This is a genomic window from Providencia stuartii (assembly GCF_029277985.1).
Taxonomy (GTDB): domain Bacteria; phylum Pseudomonadota; class Gammaproteobacteria; order Enterobacterales; family Enterobacteriaceae; genus Providencia; species Providencia zhejiangensis.
In genome coordinates, this window is the sequence record NZ_CP119546.1 from 2,984,988 (window position 1) to 3,000,944 (window position 15,957).

Genomic DNA, 15,957 nt, shown 5'->3' on the forward strand with positions numbered 1-15,957 from the left:
TTAAATAATAAAGAGAAAAACAATGAATAGTACTTACTCTACACCAACACCGGGGATGTCCTTTCTCGCTCGCAATAAGAAGAATATGCATAAGTACGGCATTATTATGGCTTTCTTTGTTCTTTGCCTGATTGTCGCTGTTATTGGTGAAGTGCAAGTGGCGCGCGGCGAATGGACAAATAACTATTTCCTTAGCCAAGACAATATGCTGATTGTCTTACGTCAAATATCCATTAACGGTATTTTAGCGATAGGGATGACCTTCGTTATTATTACTGCTGGTGTTGACTTATCAGTCGGCTCTGTTCTTGCTCTTAGTGGTATTGTTGCTGCTCGTTTTGCCACAACAAATGCTGGCTTATCGATTGGCGATACTGCAAATGCCGTGATGGTGCCCATGATCATTGCCTTAGGCATCGGTATTATCTGTGGCCTGATTAACGGTACTATTTTAGCTAAATTCAATCTCCAGCCCTTTATCGTAACGATGGGAATGCTCTCAGCAGCCCGTGGTTTAACATTATTAACCACTGACGGTAACCCTGTTTCTCAACTTAATAGTGACTTTAGGTGGCTAGGTAACGGCTACATCTTTGATATTCCTGTACCTGTCGTGTTATTGATCGTCATATTCGCACTTGCTTGGGTGCTGCTAAATAAAACAACATTCGGCCGCTATGTTTATGCCGTAGGTGGAAACCCTAAAAGTGCAAGAACATCAGGTATCAGTGTCATCAAAGTAAAAGTCCTAGTTTACACCCTGTGTGGTGCGTTAGCTGGTATTGCCGGATTGATCTTAACGGCAAGAACGGGTTCTGCACAAACCAGTGCTGGTGGTGCTTATGAATTAGATGCCATCGCCGCCGTTGTTATCGGTGGAACCAGTATGTCTGGTGGTGTAGGCACCTTGGTTGGTACTTTCTTTGGCGTATTGATCATCGGTGTCATGAACAATGGATTAGATTTATTGGGCGTTCCTTCTTATTACCAACAAATTATTAAAGGCGCCTTGATCGTCATTGCCGTACTGCTCGACCCTTCACGTAAACAAAGACGTGATTAATTAAAACAACACTGAACCCTAACTGTGAAAGGTATTATAATGAAAAAAATGACTAAAATTGCAGCTCTTACCTCTGCATTATTTATCAGTAATATGGCGATCGCCGCCAAAGAAGATCCCGTCAAAATTGCTATTTTGATGTATGGAATGAAAGCGGAATTCGTGCAATTAATGGAAAAAGCGGCCAAAGAACACCCTGCGGTTAAAGACGGTGAAGCAGTAATTACCGTCTATGATGGCCGTTATGACCCGATGGTACAAAATAACCAAGCAGAAACGGCTATTCAGACCAAGACCGATGCGATTATCATCAATCCAATGGATTATGAAGCAAACATTGATGTCGTCACTATGGCAAATGATGCCAAAATCCCGGTTATTGTGACTAACGCACGCCTTAATACCGATAAAATGACCGCGGAAGTCGTTTCAGATGACGTTTTAGGTGGCTATATGGAAGCCAAAAATGTCCTCGAGAAAATGAACTGTGAAGGTAATGTCGTTATCATTGAAGGCCCTAAAGGGGGTAGCGGTGAAATCCAGCGTGGTGAAGGTAACGATAAAGCTATTGCAGAATGTGGCCCAGGTAAAATCAAAGTATTAGAGCGCAAGACTGCAAACTGGTCACGTGCAGAAGCGATGCCATTAATGGAAAACTGGTTACAAAAACATCGCGGCAAAATCAATGGTGTTATCGCGCAAAATGATGAAATGGCGCTGGGAGCAATCGAAGCAATCAAAGGTGCGGGCCTTGAGGTAAATAGTTTTGCGATTGCCGGGGTTGATGGGGTTTCCGATGCCATCATTGCTGTTCAAAATGGCGAAATGGTATCTATCCTGCAAGATGCAAACGCACAAATGCAAGGCTCTATCGATATTGCCATGAAATCCGTTAAAGGTGATAGCTATCAACCGAAGTCTGCTATCTGGAAACAGTATGCAGATCAATTACAGTGGAACGATGGTAAAGACAAACGTTATCAAATTCCTTGGACTGTTGTCACAAAAGACAACGCACAACAACTCTTAGACGCTCGTCAATAAGCACATCTCATCGTCACTCATCACTTGGGTGACGATGAATTACCCAACATTATGCACTCTTGGTAATTTTGTTATTTCTAATTCCGTTTCCTTTATTTTATTACACTCTACTTTGTGACCATTTTTATAAACAAAATAGTAATGCTTATTATCGCCTGTTGTTTTAACTAACGAATCTCCATTTAAAAAATTATAGATTTTATATTTGATATTATTATCGCTATAACGAACCGTTGGATGAGAAATAATAAAACTAGAGCCCCACTTCAATGTCGTAATCAAATAATTGGTATGGAGTATTGTCATCACATCTCTTTCAGGACACTGTAACTGATATTCTTTCATGGCTTGCGCTGGCATATAAGCCGCACACAACATAGCTATCGCAAAAACCCTTTTTATCATTGTGACTCCATATTAAAAATAATCTGAACCATCTTCATCCAAGGTCTGAGAATGGCTTCTATAAAAACATTTCATTCCCTCAATTGCAAAAAATTTTGATGATGAATTGAGCACCTAATGTATTCTTCAATCACACATGTATAAAGCCCCTCATACTGACGGGGCTTTAATATTAAATGAGTTATTTTTCATAGAGCTTATTAGCCATATCAATGCTATCAGCATTGACATCTTTAATATGGTCTCGAGTTAACCGATAAACCACAGGGCTTAGCATGATCAATGCAATCAAGTTTGGAATTGCCATCATGGCATTCAAGGTATCAGCTAATAACCATACAAAATCAAGTGATTGTGTCGCGCCTATAGGTAAAGCAATTAACCATAATATTCTAAATACCTTAATTGCCCTCAAACCAAATAGATATTGCACACATTTTTCACCATAGAAGCTCCACCCAAGAATCGTCGTAAACGCAAATATGGCTAAAGCAACTGCAACAATATAGTTCCCACCAGGAATTGCTGATTGGAAAGAAGATGCGGTGAGTGTTGCACCTGTTTCACTTGTCAGCCATCCCCCCGTAATAATGATCGTTAAACCTGTTACCGAACAAACAATAATCGTGTCGATAAATGTGCCTAACATGGCAATCAAACCTTGGCGAATAGGATTTTGCGTTTTCGCTGCGGCGTGTGCGATAGGTGCGCTACCTAAACCCGCTTCGTTGGAAAATACCCCTCGAGCGACACCAAAACGAATAGCGGCCCAAACTGCCGCACCAGCGAATCCTCCTTGAGCTGCAACTGGTGTAAATGCAGAAGTCACAACTAAAGAAAATGCAGCGGGAATTTCGCTGAAATTAATCCCTAACACCAACAAGCCAGCACCAAAATAAGCGACTGTCATAAAGGGCACTAATTTCCCTGCCACATCAGAAATACGACGTAAGCCACCAATTAAAACAGCACCAACCAGTATGACAAGCGCCCCAGCAGTTAACCATTTATGTATACCAAAATTACTTTCTAATACATCTGCTACCGAGTTTGCTTGCACTGTATTACCAATACCGAAACTTGCACATGCACCAAAAAGCGCAAAGAGCGTTCCTAACCAAATCCATTTCGGCCCTAAACCGTTTTTGATGTAATACATTGGGCCGCCCACATATTGCCCATATTTGTCAACTTCACGGAAACGGACCGCAAGTACAGCTTCAGAATATTTCGTTGCCATACCGACTAATGCCGTCATCCACATCCAAAATAGTGCTCCAGGCCCTCCCATAACAACAGCAGTCGCAACACCAGCAATATTCCCCGTACCAATGGTCGCTGATAATGCAGTCATTAAGGCATTAAATGGTGAGATTTGCCCTTCCCCTCGGGATTCATTCTTTTGAAATAATAATTTAAACCCTGTCCCGAGTTTACGAATAGGCAAAAATGCTAGCCGTAGCTGCATATAGATCCCAACGCCGAGGATACCTATCAACATCGGTACCCCCCATACAATACTGTTTAACTCACCTAGCCAAGTTGTTATCAGCTCCATCCTACCCTTCCCCCATTTTTTATTGCTCTTTATTTGTCCATTACAAATCCATAACATTTTCTTATAATTTTTAATAAAGACGATAAACAGATTTAGTGCGAGAAAAAATTTCACAAAATGACATTATTAGTGAAAGAATGTGAGTGACGTCACTAGTTACTATTTGAATTTAAATCATACGAGTTATTTTTTGGACGCAGATCATCCTGAATAAATCCATCAGACTCATTCAAGATTATTATTGTGATTCGTTTAATCTACATGACGACAAGAAATGGAAGAATATATTGGATATTTTATTTATTTAAACGAAAATTATTTAAATCGCTCACCGAACTGACTAAGTTTCAATCATAAATTTTAAGCCATAATCTTCGAGGTTAATTTAATAACCTCGAAATGACCTTTAAAATAATACTCTACACTTTTATTCAATATCATCTAATAGCGACGGTGAAGGAACAAAAAACAAAGTACCTGTTACTGCTGTACTGTATTTGAGTAACTCATCTGTTGCACCATTTTCTGTTCCTAGAAACATACTTTCTAACATGCGTCGCGTTGTTGTAAAGTATCTTGCATAACCAATAAAATAAGTGCCATATTCATTTTTAGAAGGACTAGAAAATGGCATATTGGCTCGAACAATTTTCAGATCTTCACCCTTTTCATCTTTAATATTCGTGACGACATTATGAGAGCTAGGTATTTTTTGCTCATCCGTTAATTCGATATCATTAAACTTATGACGACCAATCACCTTTTCTTGCTCTTCAACACTCAAGTTTTGCCATGCTGTCATATCATGGATATATTTTTGAACAAATGCATAACTGCCACCAGCGAATTGTGCATCTTCATCGCCAATCACCGCATATTCAGCACGTTCATCTTCCATTTCTGGGTTTTCTGTTCCATCAACGAAACCAATAATTGATCGCCCGTCCATATAGCGAAAACCATGAACTTCATCGATGTGAGTCACGATTCCATTTAATTGCTGGCTGATCATTGAGGCTAGCTCATAACAGGCTGAAACATTCAATGCACGGATATGAAAAAAAAGATCGCCCGGTGTTGATACCGCGGTGTAATGCTCCCCTTTAATTTCTTTAAAAGGACTCAATTGCTTAGGTTTAGGCAATTGGGGAAATAATTGTTCCCAAGCTTCTGCGCCAAATCCCATGACACAACTCGTTTCCAGTGCTGGAAAACGTGTTCTCATACTACGTATTAGACCTGATAAGTTATTACAAAAAGACACCAGTTCATCTCGGTTTTTTTCTTTATCTAAGAGATTAAAAACAAGAAAGTAAGAGTTTTCACCTGGGGTTTTAGTCACATCTTGATATTTCATATAATTTATACCCTTTCTATTTTCATTCATTTTAGGATTGTTATTTGATTTAAAAACATCATAATTTATCTCTTTTATTTAAATTAACCTTTATTAAAAACACCTTTAACGCACTTTTAATAAAAAGATAAAAATATTAATCCCCCATAAACAAGCAAAGAAAATCAAATTTCAATCCAAAAAAGACAATCACATTCTAAAAAATCATCTAATCTTAAAAAACATCTTTAAATTATTTTTATTATTGTCAACTAATAAAAATAACTCTATATAAAATGTTATATCATCATCTAAATTAATTAGAAAGGAAGGGCTTCACACTATTCACTATCCTATAAAGCCTTTATAAAACTTTCGCTGTCATGGTTAAAATAGAGACAAAAAAGCCCTGTTAGGGACTACAGACCGCTGACAAACCTATTATGTTTGGCGGCAAGTCGAATAAGTTTTGAAAATAGACTACGAAAATCAATTTATTGATTTTCGGCTGATAACACAAAGTGGGAAAAACCACGCTTTTATCCCACTTTGTCAACAACCACAAGCCCCGTTAGGGGTTATAGGCTTTCTTTAAGGTATTCACCAACGCCTGTGCCGCAGTAGAAAACTGATTATGTGCTGAATATAGCAAGCCTACACGACGCTCAATAACGGGATTATCCAACTCAAGGCACACCGCCCCCAATTCTTTCATCTGAGTACGACACAGAGCAGGAACAGCACTTCCCCCCAAACCATTTGCCACTAATTGACCAACCGTTACCAGTTGATGGCTCTCAAATGCCACTTTCAACGAACGCCCATTTTTTTTCAGTTCTTCTTCTAACATAAAACGTACCGATGACGGACGCTGTAAAGTAATAAAATCAAGGCTGAGCAATTCTCGCCATGAGATACGTTCACGATTTGCTAGATGACAATCAGGGGGCACTATTGCAATAAAACGTTCGAGACCTAAAGGTGTAAAATTAACCTGTTCAGAGCAATTAGGCTCAAAAACGATACCTATCTCAACCCGTCCTTCATGAACCATCTCGATCACTTGTTCATTAATCACATCATGAACCGTAATATTGATCCCAGGATAACGCATACGAAATGTTTTAAGTATTGGTGGTAACACATTCGTCGCAAATGATGGCATAGCCGCGATAGAAACCTTACCACACTGAAGATTAAAGTGTTGGCGCATCGCTTCTTCTGTACTGTCCCAATCAGAGAGTAGCTGACGAGACATCTTCAGCAAAGTTTCACCTTCTGGCGTTAACATCACTTTGCGGGTTGTCCTCAATAATAACGGTCCCCCTAACGTTTCTTCTAACCCCTTAATCGTCAAACTAAGTGCTGGCTGAGACATATTTAATCGTTCACTGGCATGGGCAAAACTTAAAGTGTGAGCTACCGCTGAAAATGCGCGTAGCTGTTTGATACTCATCCTCATGACCAACCTCGTTAACCTTATGAATACATTTAATTAACATTATATTAATAAGAAAAACAAATGAATCCGTCACAAATTTAAAATTAACAAATCATTTTTGGTCATGAATCATGTCTGTAAAGACAACTGAAGGAGTATTTCTATGGCTGGACTCGATAAACGTGTTACCTCCTATCAAGACGCGCTTGAAGGGTTAACTGATAATATGGTCGTGCTTGCTGGCGGCTTTGGGCTATGTGGTATCCCTGAAAATCTCATCTCAGAAGTTCGTCGCCGTAGAGTGAAAGAACTGACTGTTGTATCTAATAACTGTGGTGTTGATGGATTTGGTCTAGGCGTACTCCTTGAGACACAACAAATACGCAAAATCATTGCCTCTTATGTCGGCGAAAATGCCTTATTTGAAAAACAGGTTCTCAATGGGGAGCTTGAAGCATTACTCACCCCACAGGGCACATTAGCTGAGCAATTACGCGCAGGTGGTGCCGGTATTCCCGCTTTTTTCACTGCAACGGGTTATGGAACCCCCGTTGCAGAAGGTAAAGAAGTTCGTGAATTTGATGGGCGTCACTACATTATGGAAAAAGCGATCACCGGTGACTTTGCACTCATTAAAGGATGGAAAGCCGACTGGTATGGCAATGTCATTTACCGTAATACCGCACAAAATTTTAATCCACTTATGGCTGCCGCTGGGCGCATTACCGTTGTCGAAGTCGAAGAAATCGTTCCTCCAGGTGAGCTTGACCCTGCCATGATCCACACCCCCGGCATTTTTGTCGACCGCCTAATACAAGGTCACTTTGAAAAACGCATCGAACAACAAACTCTGCGTAGTTGAGGGCTATAAACATGTTAACACGCGAACAAATGGCAATGCGTATTGCCCGTGAATTACAAGACGGTTATTACGTGAATCTCGGCATCGGTATCCCGACACTGGTTGCTAACTACATTCCTGATGACATCGATGTGATGTTGCAATCAGAAAATGGTTTATTGGGTATTGGGGCTTTTCCAACGCGAGAACAGCTTGACCCAGACATGATTAATGCAGGAAAACAAACTATTACTGCTCGCAAGGGGGCGGCTATTTTTGATTCCGCATTATCCTTTGCCATGATCCGAGGCGGCCATGTTGACTTAACGGTATTAGGTGCATTTGAAGTTGATGTCAATGGCAATATCGCCTCATGGATGGTTCCTGGAAAAATAGTTAAAGGTATGGGCGGAGCAATGGATTTAGTGGCGGGTGCTGACAATATCATTGTTGTGATGACCCATACTGCCAAAGACGGAAAATCTAAATTACTACCTGCCTGTACTCTACCCTTGACGGGAGCTGCCTGTATCAAACGGGTTCTAACGGATTTAGCGTTACTTGATATTGCTGATGGAGCATTTATTTTACGCGAACGCGCTCCAGGAATAAGCATTGATGAAATCGCGATGAAAACGGCTGGAAAATTAATTATTCCAGAACATGTTCCTGAAATGAATGTTGCCTAATTAAGGAGTAAATGATGCAAAACGTCGTTATAGTTGCAGCCACACGTACGCCTATTGGGGCTTTTCAGGGAGCATTATCCTCTCTTTCAGCCGTTGAACTTGGCGCGACCGTGATCCGTTCACTCCTCGAAAAAACGGCTATCTCGGCAGATGAAGTCGATGAAGTCATACTCGGGCAAGTATTAACAACAGGCTGTGGGCAGAACCCTGCCAGACAGGCTGCCTTAACTGCGGGGCTCTCCGAAACAACCCCAGCGATTACAATTAACTTAGTTTGTGGCTCAGGTCTTGCAGCAGTGAAACAGGCAGCTCAAGCGATTCGTTGTGGTGATGCCAACATTGTGATTGCAGGTGGGCAAGAAAATATGAGCAAAGCCCCTTATTATCTTGATGGCGCCCGTTCAGGAATGCGTCTGGGTCATCACACAATAAAAGATAGCCTAGTACATGATGGATTATGGGATGCTTTCAATGATTACCATATGGGGATCACCGCAGAAAATTTAGCCGAACAATTTAACATAAGCCGTGAACAACAAGACCTATTTGCCTTGAATTCTCAGAAAAAAGCGGCAATGGCAATAGAAACCGGTCGCTTTGCCAGTGAGATCACTCCTGTCAATATCCGACAAAAGAATAAAACTACGATAACCGTCGATACCGATGAACAACCGAGACCGCATATTCAAGCTGAAAAGTTAGCCCAGCTTCCTCCCGCATTCCGCGCTAACCATGGTTCAGTGACCGCTGGAAATTCATCTTCAATTAATGATGGTGCTGCCGCCGTCATGCTAATGAGTGAACAAAAAGCTCAAGCACTCGGTCTGCCAATTTTGGCTCGAATTGTGAGTTATGCGGTCTCAGGGGTTGACCCCGCCATCATGGGAATTGGTCCAGTCGATGCATCACGTCGCTGTTTAGCCAAAGCGGGATGGCGCATTGACGATTTAGACCTAATTGAAGCGAATGAAGCGTTCGCGGCCCAAGCGCTCGCGGTGAGCAATACGTTAGGTTGGCATAGCGAAAAAGTTAATGTTAATGGGGGAGCAATTGCACTGGGCCACCCTATTGGCGCATCGGGATGCCGTATTCTTGTCACTCTACTTCATGAAATGGCTCGTCGAGATGTCTACAAAGGGTTAGCCACCCTCTGTGTTGGCGGAGGCCAAGGCATTGCATTAGCCGTTGAACGACCAAAAGGAGCGTCTTATGCAGAATAATCATTTTAGCGTTATCGGTGCAGGCTTAATGGGCGTTGGGATTGCCACGCATTTTGCAAGACATGGACATACAATTTGGTTGTATGACACTGATGATACAAGAATTGCTGAAATCGGCACTGTTGCTAACCACATTCTTGATGAGTTGATTGCCGCTGAACAATGCTCTCCAGATGATAAAGAACAGATTATCCTGCGTTTAAAAGGAACGACTTCATTAAATGACATCGCGCCATCGAATTTAATTATCGAAGCTATACCTGAAAAATTGGACTTAAAGCATGCACTGTATGCCCAACTTGAACAACTTATTTCGCCAAATGCTATTATTGCTAGCAATACCAGCGGTTTTCTTCCCGATGTGCTAGCAGCAAACCTTACCTACCCAGAGCGTTTATTAATCGCTCATTTTTGGCATCCTCCTCATTTTATTCCGCTTGTAGAAATTGTTCCTAGTTCAGCCACACAACCTGAATATCTCAATATGCTGCAAAAGATACTCGTTAGCATGCAATTGGAGGCTGTGGTACTAAACCGTGCTGCACCAGGCTTTATTGGTAACCGTTTACAATTTGCCTTACTCCGAGAAGCGCTACACATCGTGAACAGTGGCATTGCTAGCGTTGAAACCGTCGATCAAGTCATGAGAGCGTCATTAGGACGACGCTATGCAATGATAGGTCCATTTGAAGCTGCGGATATGACCGGGCTTGCTACTGTGCAAGATATTTATCGTCATTTACTACCTGAATTGGCAAACGGAAGTGACATGGTCGCCTTAATCGATGAAAAAGTTAAGGCTGGGCATATAGGGATACGTAGTGGGCAAGGGTTTTATCGCTGGGATGATTCACGCAAGGAATACATTCAAAAACGCAGAGAACACCAATTACGTTCTGGCTTAAAACCATAACGTCTCTTTGATTTTCCACAAGCACAAGCAAAAAATTGAGGTGCCATAATGAGTGTATTAATTGCCCTAGCCGCACTGTGCCTTCTAATGTTGGCAGCCTATCGTGGATATAGCGTTATTCTATTTGCGCCAATCGCAGCTCTCGGTGCTGTACTACTCACCGACCCTAGTGCTGTAGCGCCAGCCTTCACAGGGCTATTTATGGAGAAAATGGTCGGTTTCGTAAAATTATACTTTCCCGTCTTTCTTCTAGGTGCCGTATTTGGAAAACTAATTGAATTATCTGGTTTTTCTCATTCAATCGTTGCCGCTGCCATCAAAATATTAGGGCAACGCCACACTATTCCAGTCATCGTATTAGCCTGTGCATTATTAACCTATGGCGGAGTTTCCTTATTTGTGGTGGTCTTTGCTATTTACCCATTTGCCGCCGAACTCTTTAGGCAAAGTAATATCCCCAAACGCTTGATCCCAGCAACAATCGCTCTTGGTGCTTTTTCTTTCACCATGGATGCGTTGCCGGGTACCCCACAAATACAGAATATCATCCCAACCAGTTTTTTTGGGACAACCGCTTGGGCAGCTCCTTGGCTGGGTTTAATTGGTTCATTATTTATCATTTTACTTGGCCTTATCTATTTAGAACGTCAAAGACGTAAGGCCAAAATAAAAAATGAAGGTTATGGAACCGAATTACTTAATGAACCAGAAACGCCCAAAAATATTGATCTGCCTAATCCTATTGTCGCTATTTCACCTTTAATTTTAGTGGGTGTCTTAAACTTAGTATTCACTTATCTCATTCCTAAATGGTATGGGCCAGAACACGAATTAATGTTACCGGGGCTTGCTGCGCCCATCATGACTAACTTAAGTAAAATTACTGCAATTTGGGCTGTTGAAGCCGCCCTGCTATCCGGTATTTTATTAGTTATCATTTTGGGGTTCCGTAATATCCGTGGGCGTTTAGCTGAAGGAAGCCGAAGTGCTGTTAGTGGTGCGATTCTTGCCGCTATGAATACAGCGTCTGAATACGGTTTTGGTGCCGTTATTGCCGCATTACCGGGATTCTTAGTTCTCTCTAACGCGCTTTCAACCATTCCGAACCCATTACTTAACGAAGCTATTAGTATCACGACATTAGCAGGTATCACTGGCTCAGCATCCGGAGGAATGAGTATTGCATTAGCGGCAATGGCCGATAATTTTATTGCGGCGGCTCACGCTGCACATATCCCTCTTGAAGTCTTTCACCGTATAGCATCAATGGCTAGTGGTGGCATGGATACCCTTCCTCACAATGGTGCGGTGATCACATTACTCGCTATTACAGGTTTGAGCCATAGGCAAGCTTATGGTGGGATCTTTGCTATTACCATCATTAAAAGTCTCGCCGTCTTTTTCGTCATCGGTGTCTTTTATATGACAGGTATTGTGTAAGCCTCCTATTCAAAATGAGCCGCATTATGCATGAGTTAGTGCACAGTAAATTGATCGTTAACAATACGGTAGCTCAAAAACACCTTATTGATTTGTTTTATACAGTTCGCTTTATTTGAGGAGAATAATCATGAATTTACATGGAAAAACAGTACTTATTACAGGTTCCACTAGCGGTATAGGATTAGGAATTGCACAAGTATTCGCCCAAACTGGCGCCAAAATTATTCTCAATGGATTTGGCGATATCGAGATGGCAAAAGCCGCGGTGGCACAAAAACAAAATGGCAATATACCGGGTTACCACAATGCCGATCTAAGCGATGAAAAACAAATCATCGATATGATGCACTATGCAGATAAGGAATTTGGCGGTGTGGACATTCTGATTAACAATGCAGGGATCCAACATGTCTCCCCAACAGAATCCTTTCCTGTCGATAAATGGAACGCTATCATCGCCATCAATCTTTCGTCTGTATTTCATACCACGCGGCTAGCCCTACCAAATATGCTTAAACATAATTGGGGAAGGATTATCAATATTGCTTCTGTACATGGTCTAGTCGCGTCAAAAAATAAATCCGCTTATGTGGCGGCTAAACATGGTGTCATAGGCTTAACCAAGAGCGTCGCTCTTGAAACCGCTCGCACTAATGTTACCTGCAATGCCATTTGTCCGGGATGGGTATTAACCCCACTGGTACAGCAACAGATCGATAAGCGTATCGCTGATGGAGCAAAGCCCGAAGCAGCACTCAAAGACTTACTCGAAGAAAAACAGCCGTCAGGCCAATTTGTTACACCTCAACAATTAGGCGAATTAGCCCTCTTTTTATGTTCTGATAGCGCCACACAAGTCAGAGGCGTTGCTTGGAATATGGATGGTGGATGGGTAGCCCAATAAACACCCATTGAAGTTAGGCAGTCGTTGTGGTTAATTATTCTACTATTAAATAATACTAACCATCCATACCACTGCCTTATTTATTATTTTTGATAACACATATTCCGCTGATAAATTATTTGAAACTTAAAATAAATCATCAATGAATCCGTTTATTTTTAGTGAATATCACTCTTTAAAATAAAAACATTGATCACACCAAAGCATGCGATAGTTTTAATCCTTAAAACTATCTCCATCCTCATAAGGATAGTCGTCGTGACAATAGAAGAAAAAAAGTCTACCTTATTTATCAACTTAGTCCAACACTTGGTAGAGCAGCCTTTACATGGCTAGATGGTTCTAATTTCATCGCCCGTATATTGTCAGGAAATACCGTTGAGCACTATGTCTCTCTATTACAATCCACTATCCAAAAAAAGAATTTAAATTGGATTGTTTATAAAGATAATACAGAGTCAGATATTGAAATGTTGATACAACAAAATGCCTCCCTGCTTATTTGTATTCCAGGATTAAAATACCAATTTTACAAAAAGGATTTTGACACAAAAAATATTATCTACCTGAGTACAATGGAATATGCCAACAGCGATACAACCTCTGTGATAAAAAGAATAGAAGAAATTGAAAGGCAATCATAGCTTGTTACCTAACTCTCTATTGCTCAACAACGCCCTTGTGATAACAAGAGCACACTATTTCCGAGTCAATACTGGCCATCATGACGATTTTTATTTTGCTACACCGTCATAACACTAGCACTCTCAACAATATCATATCTATTACGACCTTTTGATGCTTGCTTGATATGGTGTAAGCGAGCGCTCATTATTTTCTCAACAGGCATAGACAGTTATCATTATCAGAAGTTTTAGAATATTTTTATAAGACTCACATCCAATATCACGAACACATTGTTTGGCTCTTCCGATATTTCTCGTTATAGCTACACTGCTCTGATATTAAGAAACTCACCATGAAAACTCACATGCTAACATCGTGTTATTTGATCAGTTTGAAGCCTTAGATGCCATGGCACCCGTTGAAATTGTTGACCCTTTGCCAAACTATCACATCAAGTTTATCTCCCCCGCTGACCGCCATAAAACCAGCTCCAAAGGTATTGTTATTGCAACCATAGCAATATCCAATCCTGAGTTTAAACAGAACTGCTCCTTCAAGGACAAGACACCAGAAAAAACTAACGAAACGTTTTTATAGAGAGCAAGTGCCCTCTAAGCAATTTTTTATTGATTAAAAATCACTTTATCAAATAAAATCAAATAATTACATAAATCACATTTCCAATTAAACAATCAATTTCACTTTAGCATCATTTAAATGCAAATAATTTATTTTTAGTTAAAATAATAACCTGATCGTCAAAAAATAATATTGGAGTTAATAATGCGAGTATTCGGATTAAAAGTTGTTCTATTATCTTTATCAATGGTGGCAGCATACGCTCAAGCTCAGGTTATCAATAAAAATAATCCGCCAGAATATCAATCATTTAAATATAATTATTCTGAAATGATTGAATTAGCTAATGAAAATCGCTTACCTCATAGAATTTTCTATAAAACACCCAGCACAGGCGAAAACGCTGAATGGTTTGATGCAGTAAAACAAGGTGACTTAGTCAAAGTCAAAAAAATGGTCGCTAATGGGCAAAATATCGAAGCAAAAGATACTGGTAGTTTAGACCAAACAGCGCTTGGCTGGGCTGCATTTATCGGTGATGAAGAAATGGTTGATTACCTTATCTCTCAGAATGCGAATCTATGGGCAACTGATAAAGGAGATGTGTATAACGTATTAAAATCCGCAGTGCTTGGGAATAATGTTAATGTCGTTAAAAAAATCCATAATTTAATGAAAAAAGATGTTGATTTAAATGACCAAACGCTTGAAAGCGACGGTGAAACACTTGTTATGGTCGCCGCCAGCAATAACCGCCTTGATATCGTAAAATATCTTTTATCGCAAGGTGCTGATATTAATCGCTCCACGACAACCGATGATAAAACCTACCCTTCCTACGATCAAAGCGCACTAACCTATGCATGTAAGAATAATCTGCCAGATATGCAAAAGTTATTAATTGCTAATGGCGCATTAAATCACCGTACGGGTAAACCATCTTGCGACGAATAACGCTGAAAATACCGTCTACCATAGACGGTATTTTTATCAAAACCCCCTTGCAAACATCGTTTTTGCTTTCATATAATACTGCCATCAAAAAAATTAGTTTTTTGATGATATTTCAATTAGTTAATTAATTATTTCTATAACTTTTAATCACGCATCATTATCGCGAAAGAGTATCACAATCGAGTGTTTTTTTAGGTTCTGATAAAGATTCAAACAAAGGTTTCGCCGATGTGATAATGTCTATCACATCATCATTTGTCACAACTAAATAATGTTCAACACACGCATCATGGATATTCGCACTTTGCTCATGGAACCACTGTAAATAGGATGAATTTGCGACTTTATATAACCCTGTCGTCATCTGACCGTCAAAATAGTCAAGCATTTTTAAGAGGTTTCCTTCATCCGTTACCCTAAATGAATAAACCCATTCAAATGTTAATTTGAATATTTCCTCTGCACTACTCAAAATTAAAGAAATAGCGTGTAAGTCATAATGAAAATTATCTAACTGAATTCTAGACAATGATCTGTCACTAAGGCTAATTAACCGCTCTTGCATGGTTTAATTTCTCTAATTTAAATAAGCTTCAACCTACAGATATGATATTCCTATTGTACATGACATAAACATGTCACATGGCTCAATTTATCAACAACAAGACTCAAGCATTCATCATTATCCCATTGATGACATGATACTGTTATATCGCCGCTTTACCGTTATTACCAGCTTGCTATTATCACCAACCCTTCACCTATAATCGTAAGGATATAACCATAAGATTTTCTATTCCTATAACACCCAAAATAATGTCCTCAATGTCTGTTAGCGCTCAAAGAGTCACATCAAGTATATCGCGAGTCACTACAGAGCAGAGGTAAGCCTCGCGTGCATCAACCCGATGAGCAAATAGGCGTTAGCTAATGGTCAATA

The 15,957-nt window shown here is 40.3% G+C and carries 15 protein-coding genes; 10 read left to right on the forward strand and 5 right to left on the reverse strand.

Annotation, left to right across the window (positions count from 1 at the left end; translation table 11 throughout):
* The first annotated feature begins 22 nt into the window (after positions 1-22).
* Both P2E05_RS13310 and P2E05_RS13315 read left to right on the forward strand, forming a co-directional pair.
* Positions 23-1,063 carry an ABC transporter permease gene (locus P2E05_RS13310; protein ID WP_154622946.1) on the forward strand — a complete coding sequence of 347 codons (1,041 nt, stop codon included), beginning with the start codon at positions 23-25 and terminating at the stop codon, positions 1,061-1,063.
* Positions 1,064-1,156: 93 nt separating this feature from the next.
* The gene (locus tag P2E05_RS13315) at positions 1,157-2,107 is read left to right on the forward strand and encodes a substrate-binding domain-containing protein (protein ID WP_375097499.1); all 951 of its coding nucleotides are present in this window, start codon (positions 1,157-1,159) and stop codon (positions 2,105-2,107) included.
* 39 nt (positions 2,108-2,146) lie between these two features.
* Here the strand turns inward: P2E05_RS13315 and P2E05_RS13320 are convergent, their stop codons facing one another.
* The 4 genes from P2E05_RS13320 to P2E05_RS13335 form a co-directional block, all read right to left on the reverse strand.
* A complete protein-coding gene (locus tag P2E05_RS13320; RefSeq protein WP_196712947.1) occupies positions 2,147-2,512 on the reverse strand; it encodes a hypothetical protein in 366 nt (121 codons plus the stop codon).
* A 181-nt stretch (positions 2,513-2,693) separates the two neighbouring features.
* The gene (locus tag P2E05_RS13325) at positions 2,694-4,070 is read right to left on the reverse strand and encodes an alanine/glycine:cation symporter family protein (RefSeq protein WP_154623233.1); all 1,377 of its coding nucleotides are present in this window, start codon (positions 4,068-4,070) and stop codon (positions 2,694-2,696) included.
* A gap of 427 nt (positions 4,071-4,497) precedes the next feature.
* The gene (locus P2E05_RS13330; RefSeq protein WP_154635618.1) at positions 4,498-5,427 is read right to left on the reverse strand and encodes a Dyp-type peroxidase; all 930 of its coding nucleotides are present in this window, start codon (positions 5,425-5,427) and stop codon (positions 4,498-4,500) included.
* A gap of 550 nt (positions 5,428-5,977) precedes the next feature.
* Positions 5,978-6,868, reverse strand: a complete 891-nt coding sequence (locus P2E05_RS13335; protein WP_154623977.1) for a LysR family transcriptional regulator — start codon at positions 6,866-6,868, stop codon at positions 5,978-5,980.
* A gap of 142 nt (positions 6,869-7,010) precedes the next feature.
* Here P2E05_RS13335 and P2E05_RS13340 point away from each other — a divergent pair, with 142 nt between their 5' ends.
* The 8 genes from P2E05_RS13340 (at position 7,011) to P2E05_RS13375 (ending at position 15,017) form a co-directional block, all read left to right on the forward strand.
* Positions 7,011-7,709 (forward strand): CoA transferase subunit A, encoded by a 699-nt coding sequence (locus P2E05_RS13340; protein ID WP_154623978.1) that lies wholly within the window; start codon positions 7,011-7,013, stop codon positions 7,707-7,709.
* Between the two features lie 11 nt (positions 7,710-7,720).
* Complete coding sequence (locus P2E05_RS13345; RefSeq protein WP_154623979.1) at positions 7,721-8,377, forward strand: 3-oxoacid CoA-transferase subunit B; 657 nt, start codon at positions 7,721-7,723, stop codon at positions 8,375-8,377.
* Positions 8,378-8,391: 14 nt separating this feature from the next.
* On the forward strand, positions 8,392-9,597 hold the full coding sequence (locus P2E05_RS13350) for an acetyl-CoA C-acetyltransferase (RefSeq protein ID WP_269723236.1): 1,206 nt from the start codon (positions 8,392-8,394) through the stop codon (positions 9,595-9,597).
* The gene (locus tag P2E05_RS13355; RefSeq protein ID WP_163862433.1) at positions 9,587-10,510 is read left to right on the forward strand and encodes a 3-hydroxyacyl-CoA dehydrogenase family protein; all 924 of its coding nucleotides are present in this window, start codon (positions 9,587-9,589) and stop codon (positions 10,508-10,510) included. Before P2E05_RS13350 ends, P2E05_RS13355 begins: the two co-directional genes overlap by 11 nt.
* A gap of 45 nt (positions 10,511-10,555) precedes the next feature.
* Positions 10,556-11,950, forward strand: a complete 1,395-nt coding sequence (locus P2E05_RS13360) for a GntP family permease (protein ID WP_247047680.1) — start codon at positions 10,556-10,558, stop codon at positions 11,948-11,950.
* Positions 11,951-12,080: 130 nt separating this feature from the next.
* The gene (locus P2E05_RS13365) at positions 12,081-12,857 is read left to right on the forward strand and encodes a 3-hydroxybutyrate dehydrogenase (protein ID WP_196712943.1); all 777 of its coding nucleotides are present in this window, start codon (positions 12,081-12,083) and stop codon (positions 12,855-12,857) included.
* A 1,002-nt stretch (positions 12,858-13,859) separates the two neighbouring features.
* Positions 13,860-14,081 (forward strand): hypothetical protein, encoded by a 222-nt coding sequence (locus P2E05_RS13370; protein WP_154623984.1) that lies wholly within the window; start codon positions 13,860-13,862, stop codon positions 14,079-14,081.
* 186 nt (positions 14,082-14,267) lie between these two features.
* A complete protein-coding gene (locus P2E05_RS13375; protein ID WP_154635716.1) occupies positions 14,268-15,017 on the forward strand; it encodes an ankyrin repeat domain-containing protein in 750 nt (249 codons plus the stop codon).
* A 157-nt stretch (positions 15,018-15,174) separates the two neighbouring features.
* Here P2E05_RS13375 and P2E05_RS13380 read toward each other — a convergent pair whose 3' ends face one another.
* Positions 15,175-15,405 (reverse strand): hypothetical protein, encoded by a 231-nt coding sequence (locus P2E05_RS13380; protein WP_244316437.1) that lies wholly within the window; start codon positions 15,403-15,405, stop codon positions 15,175-15,177.
* Positions 15,406-15,957: the final 552 nt, after the last annotated feature.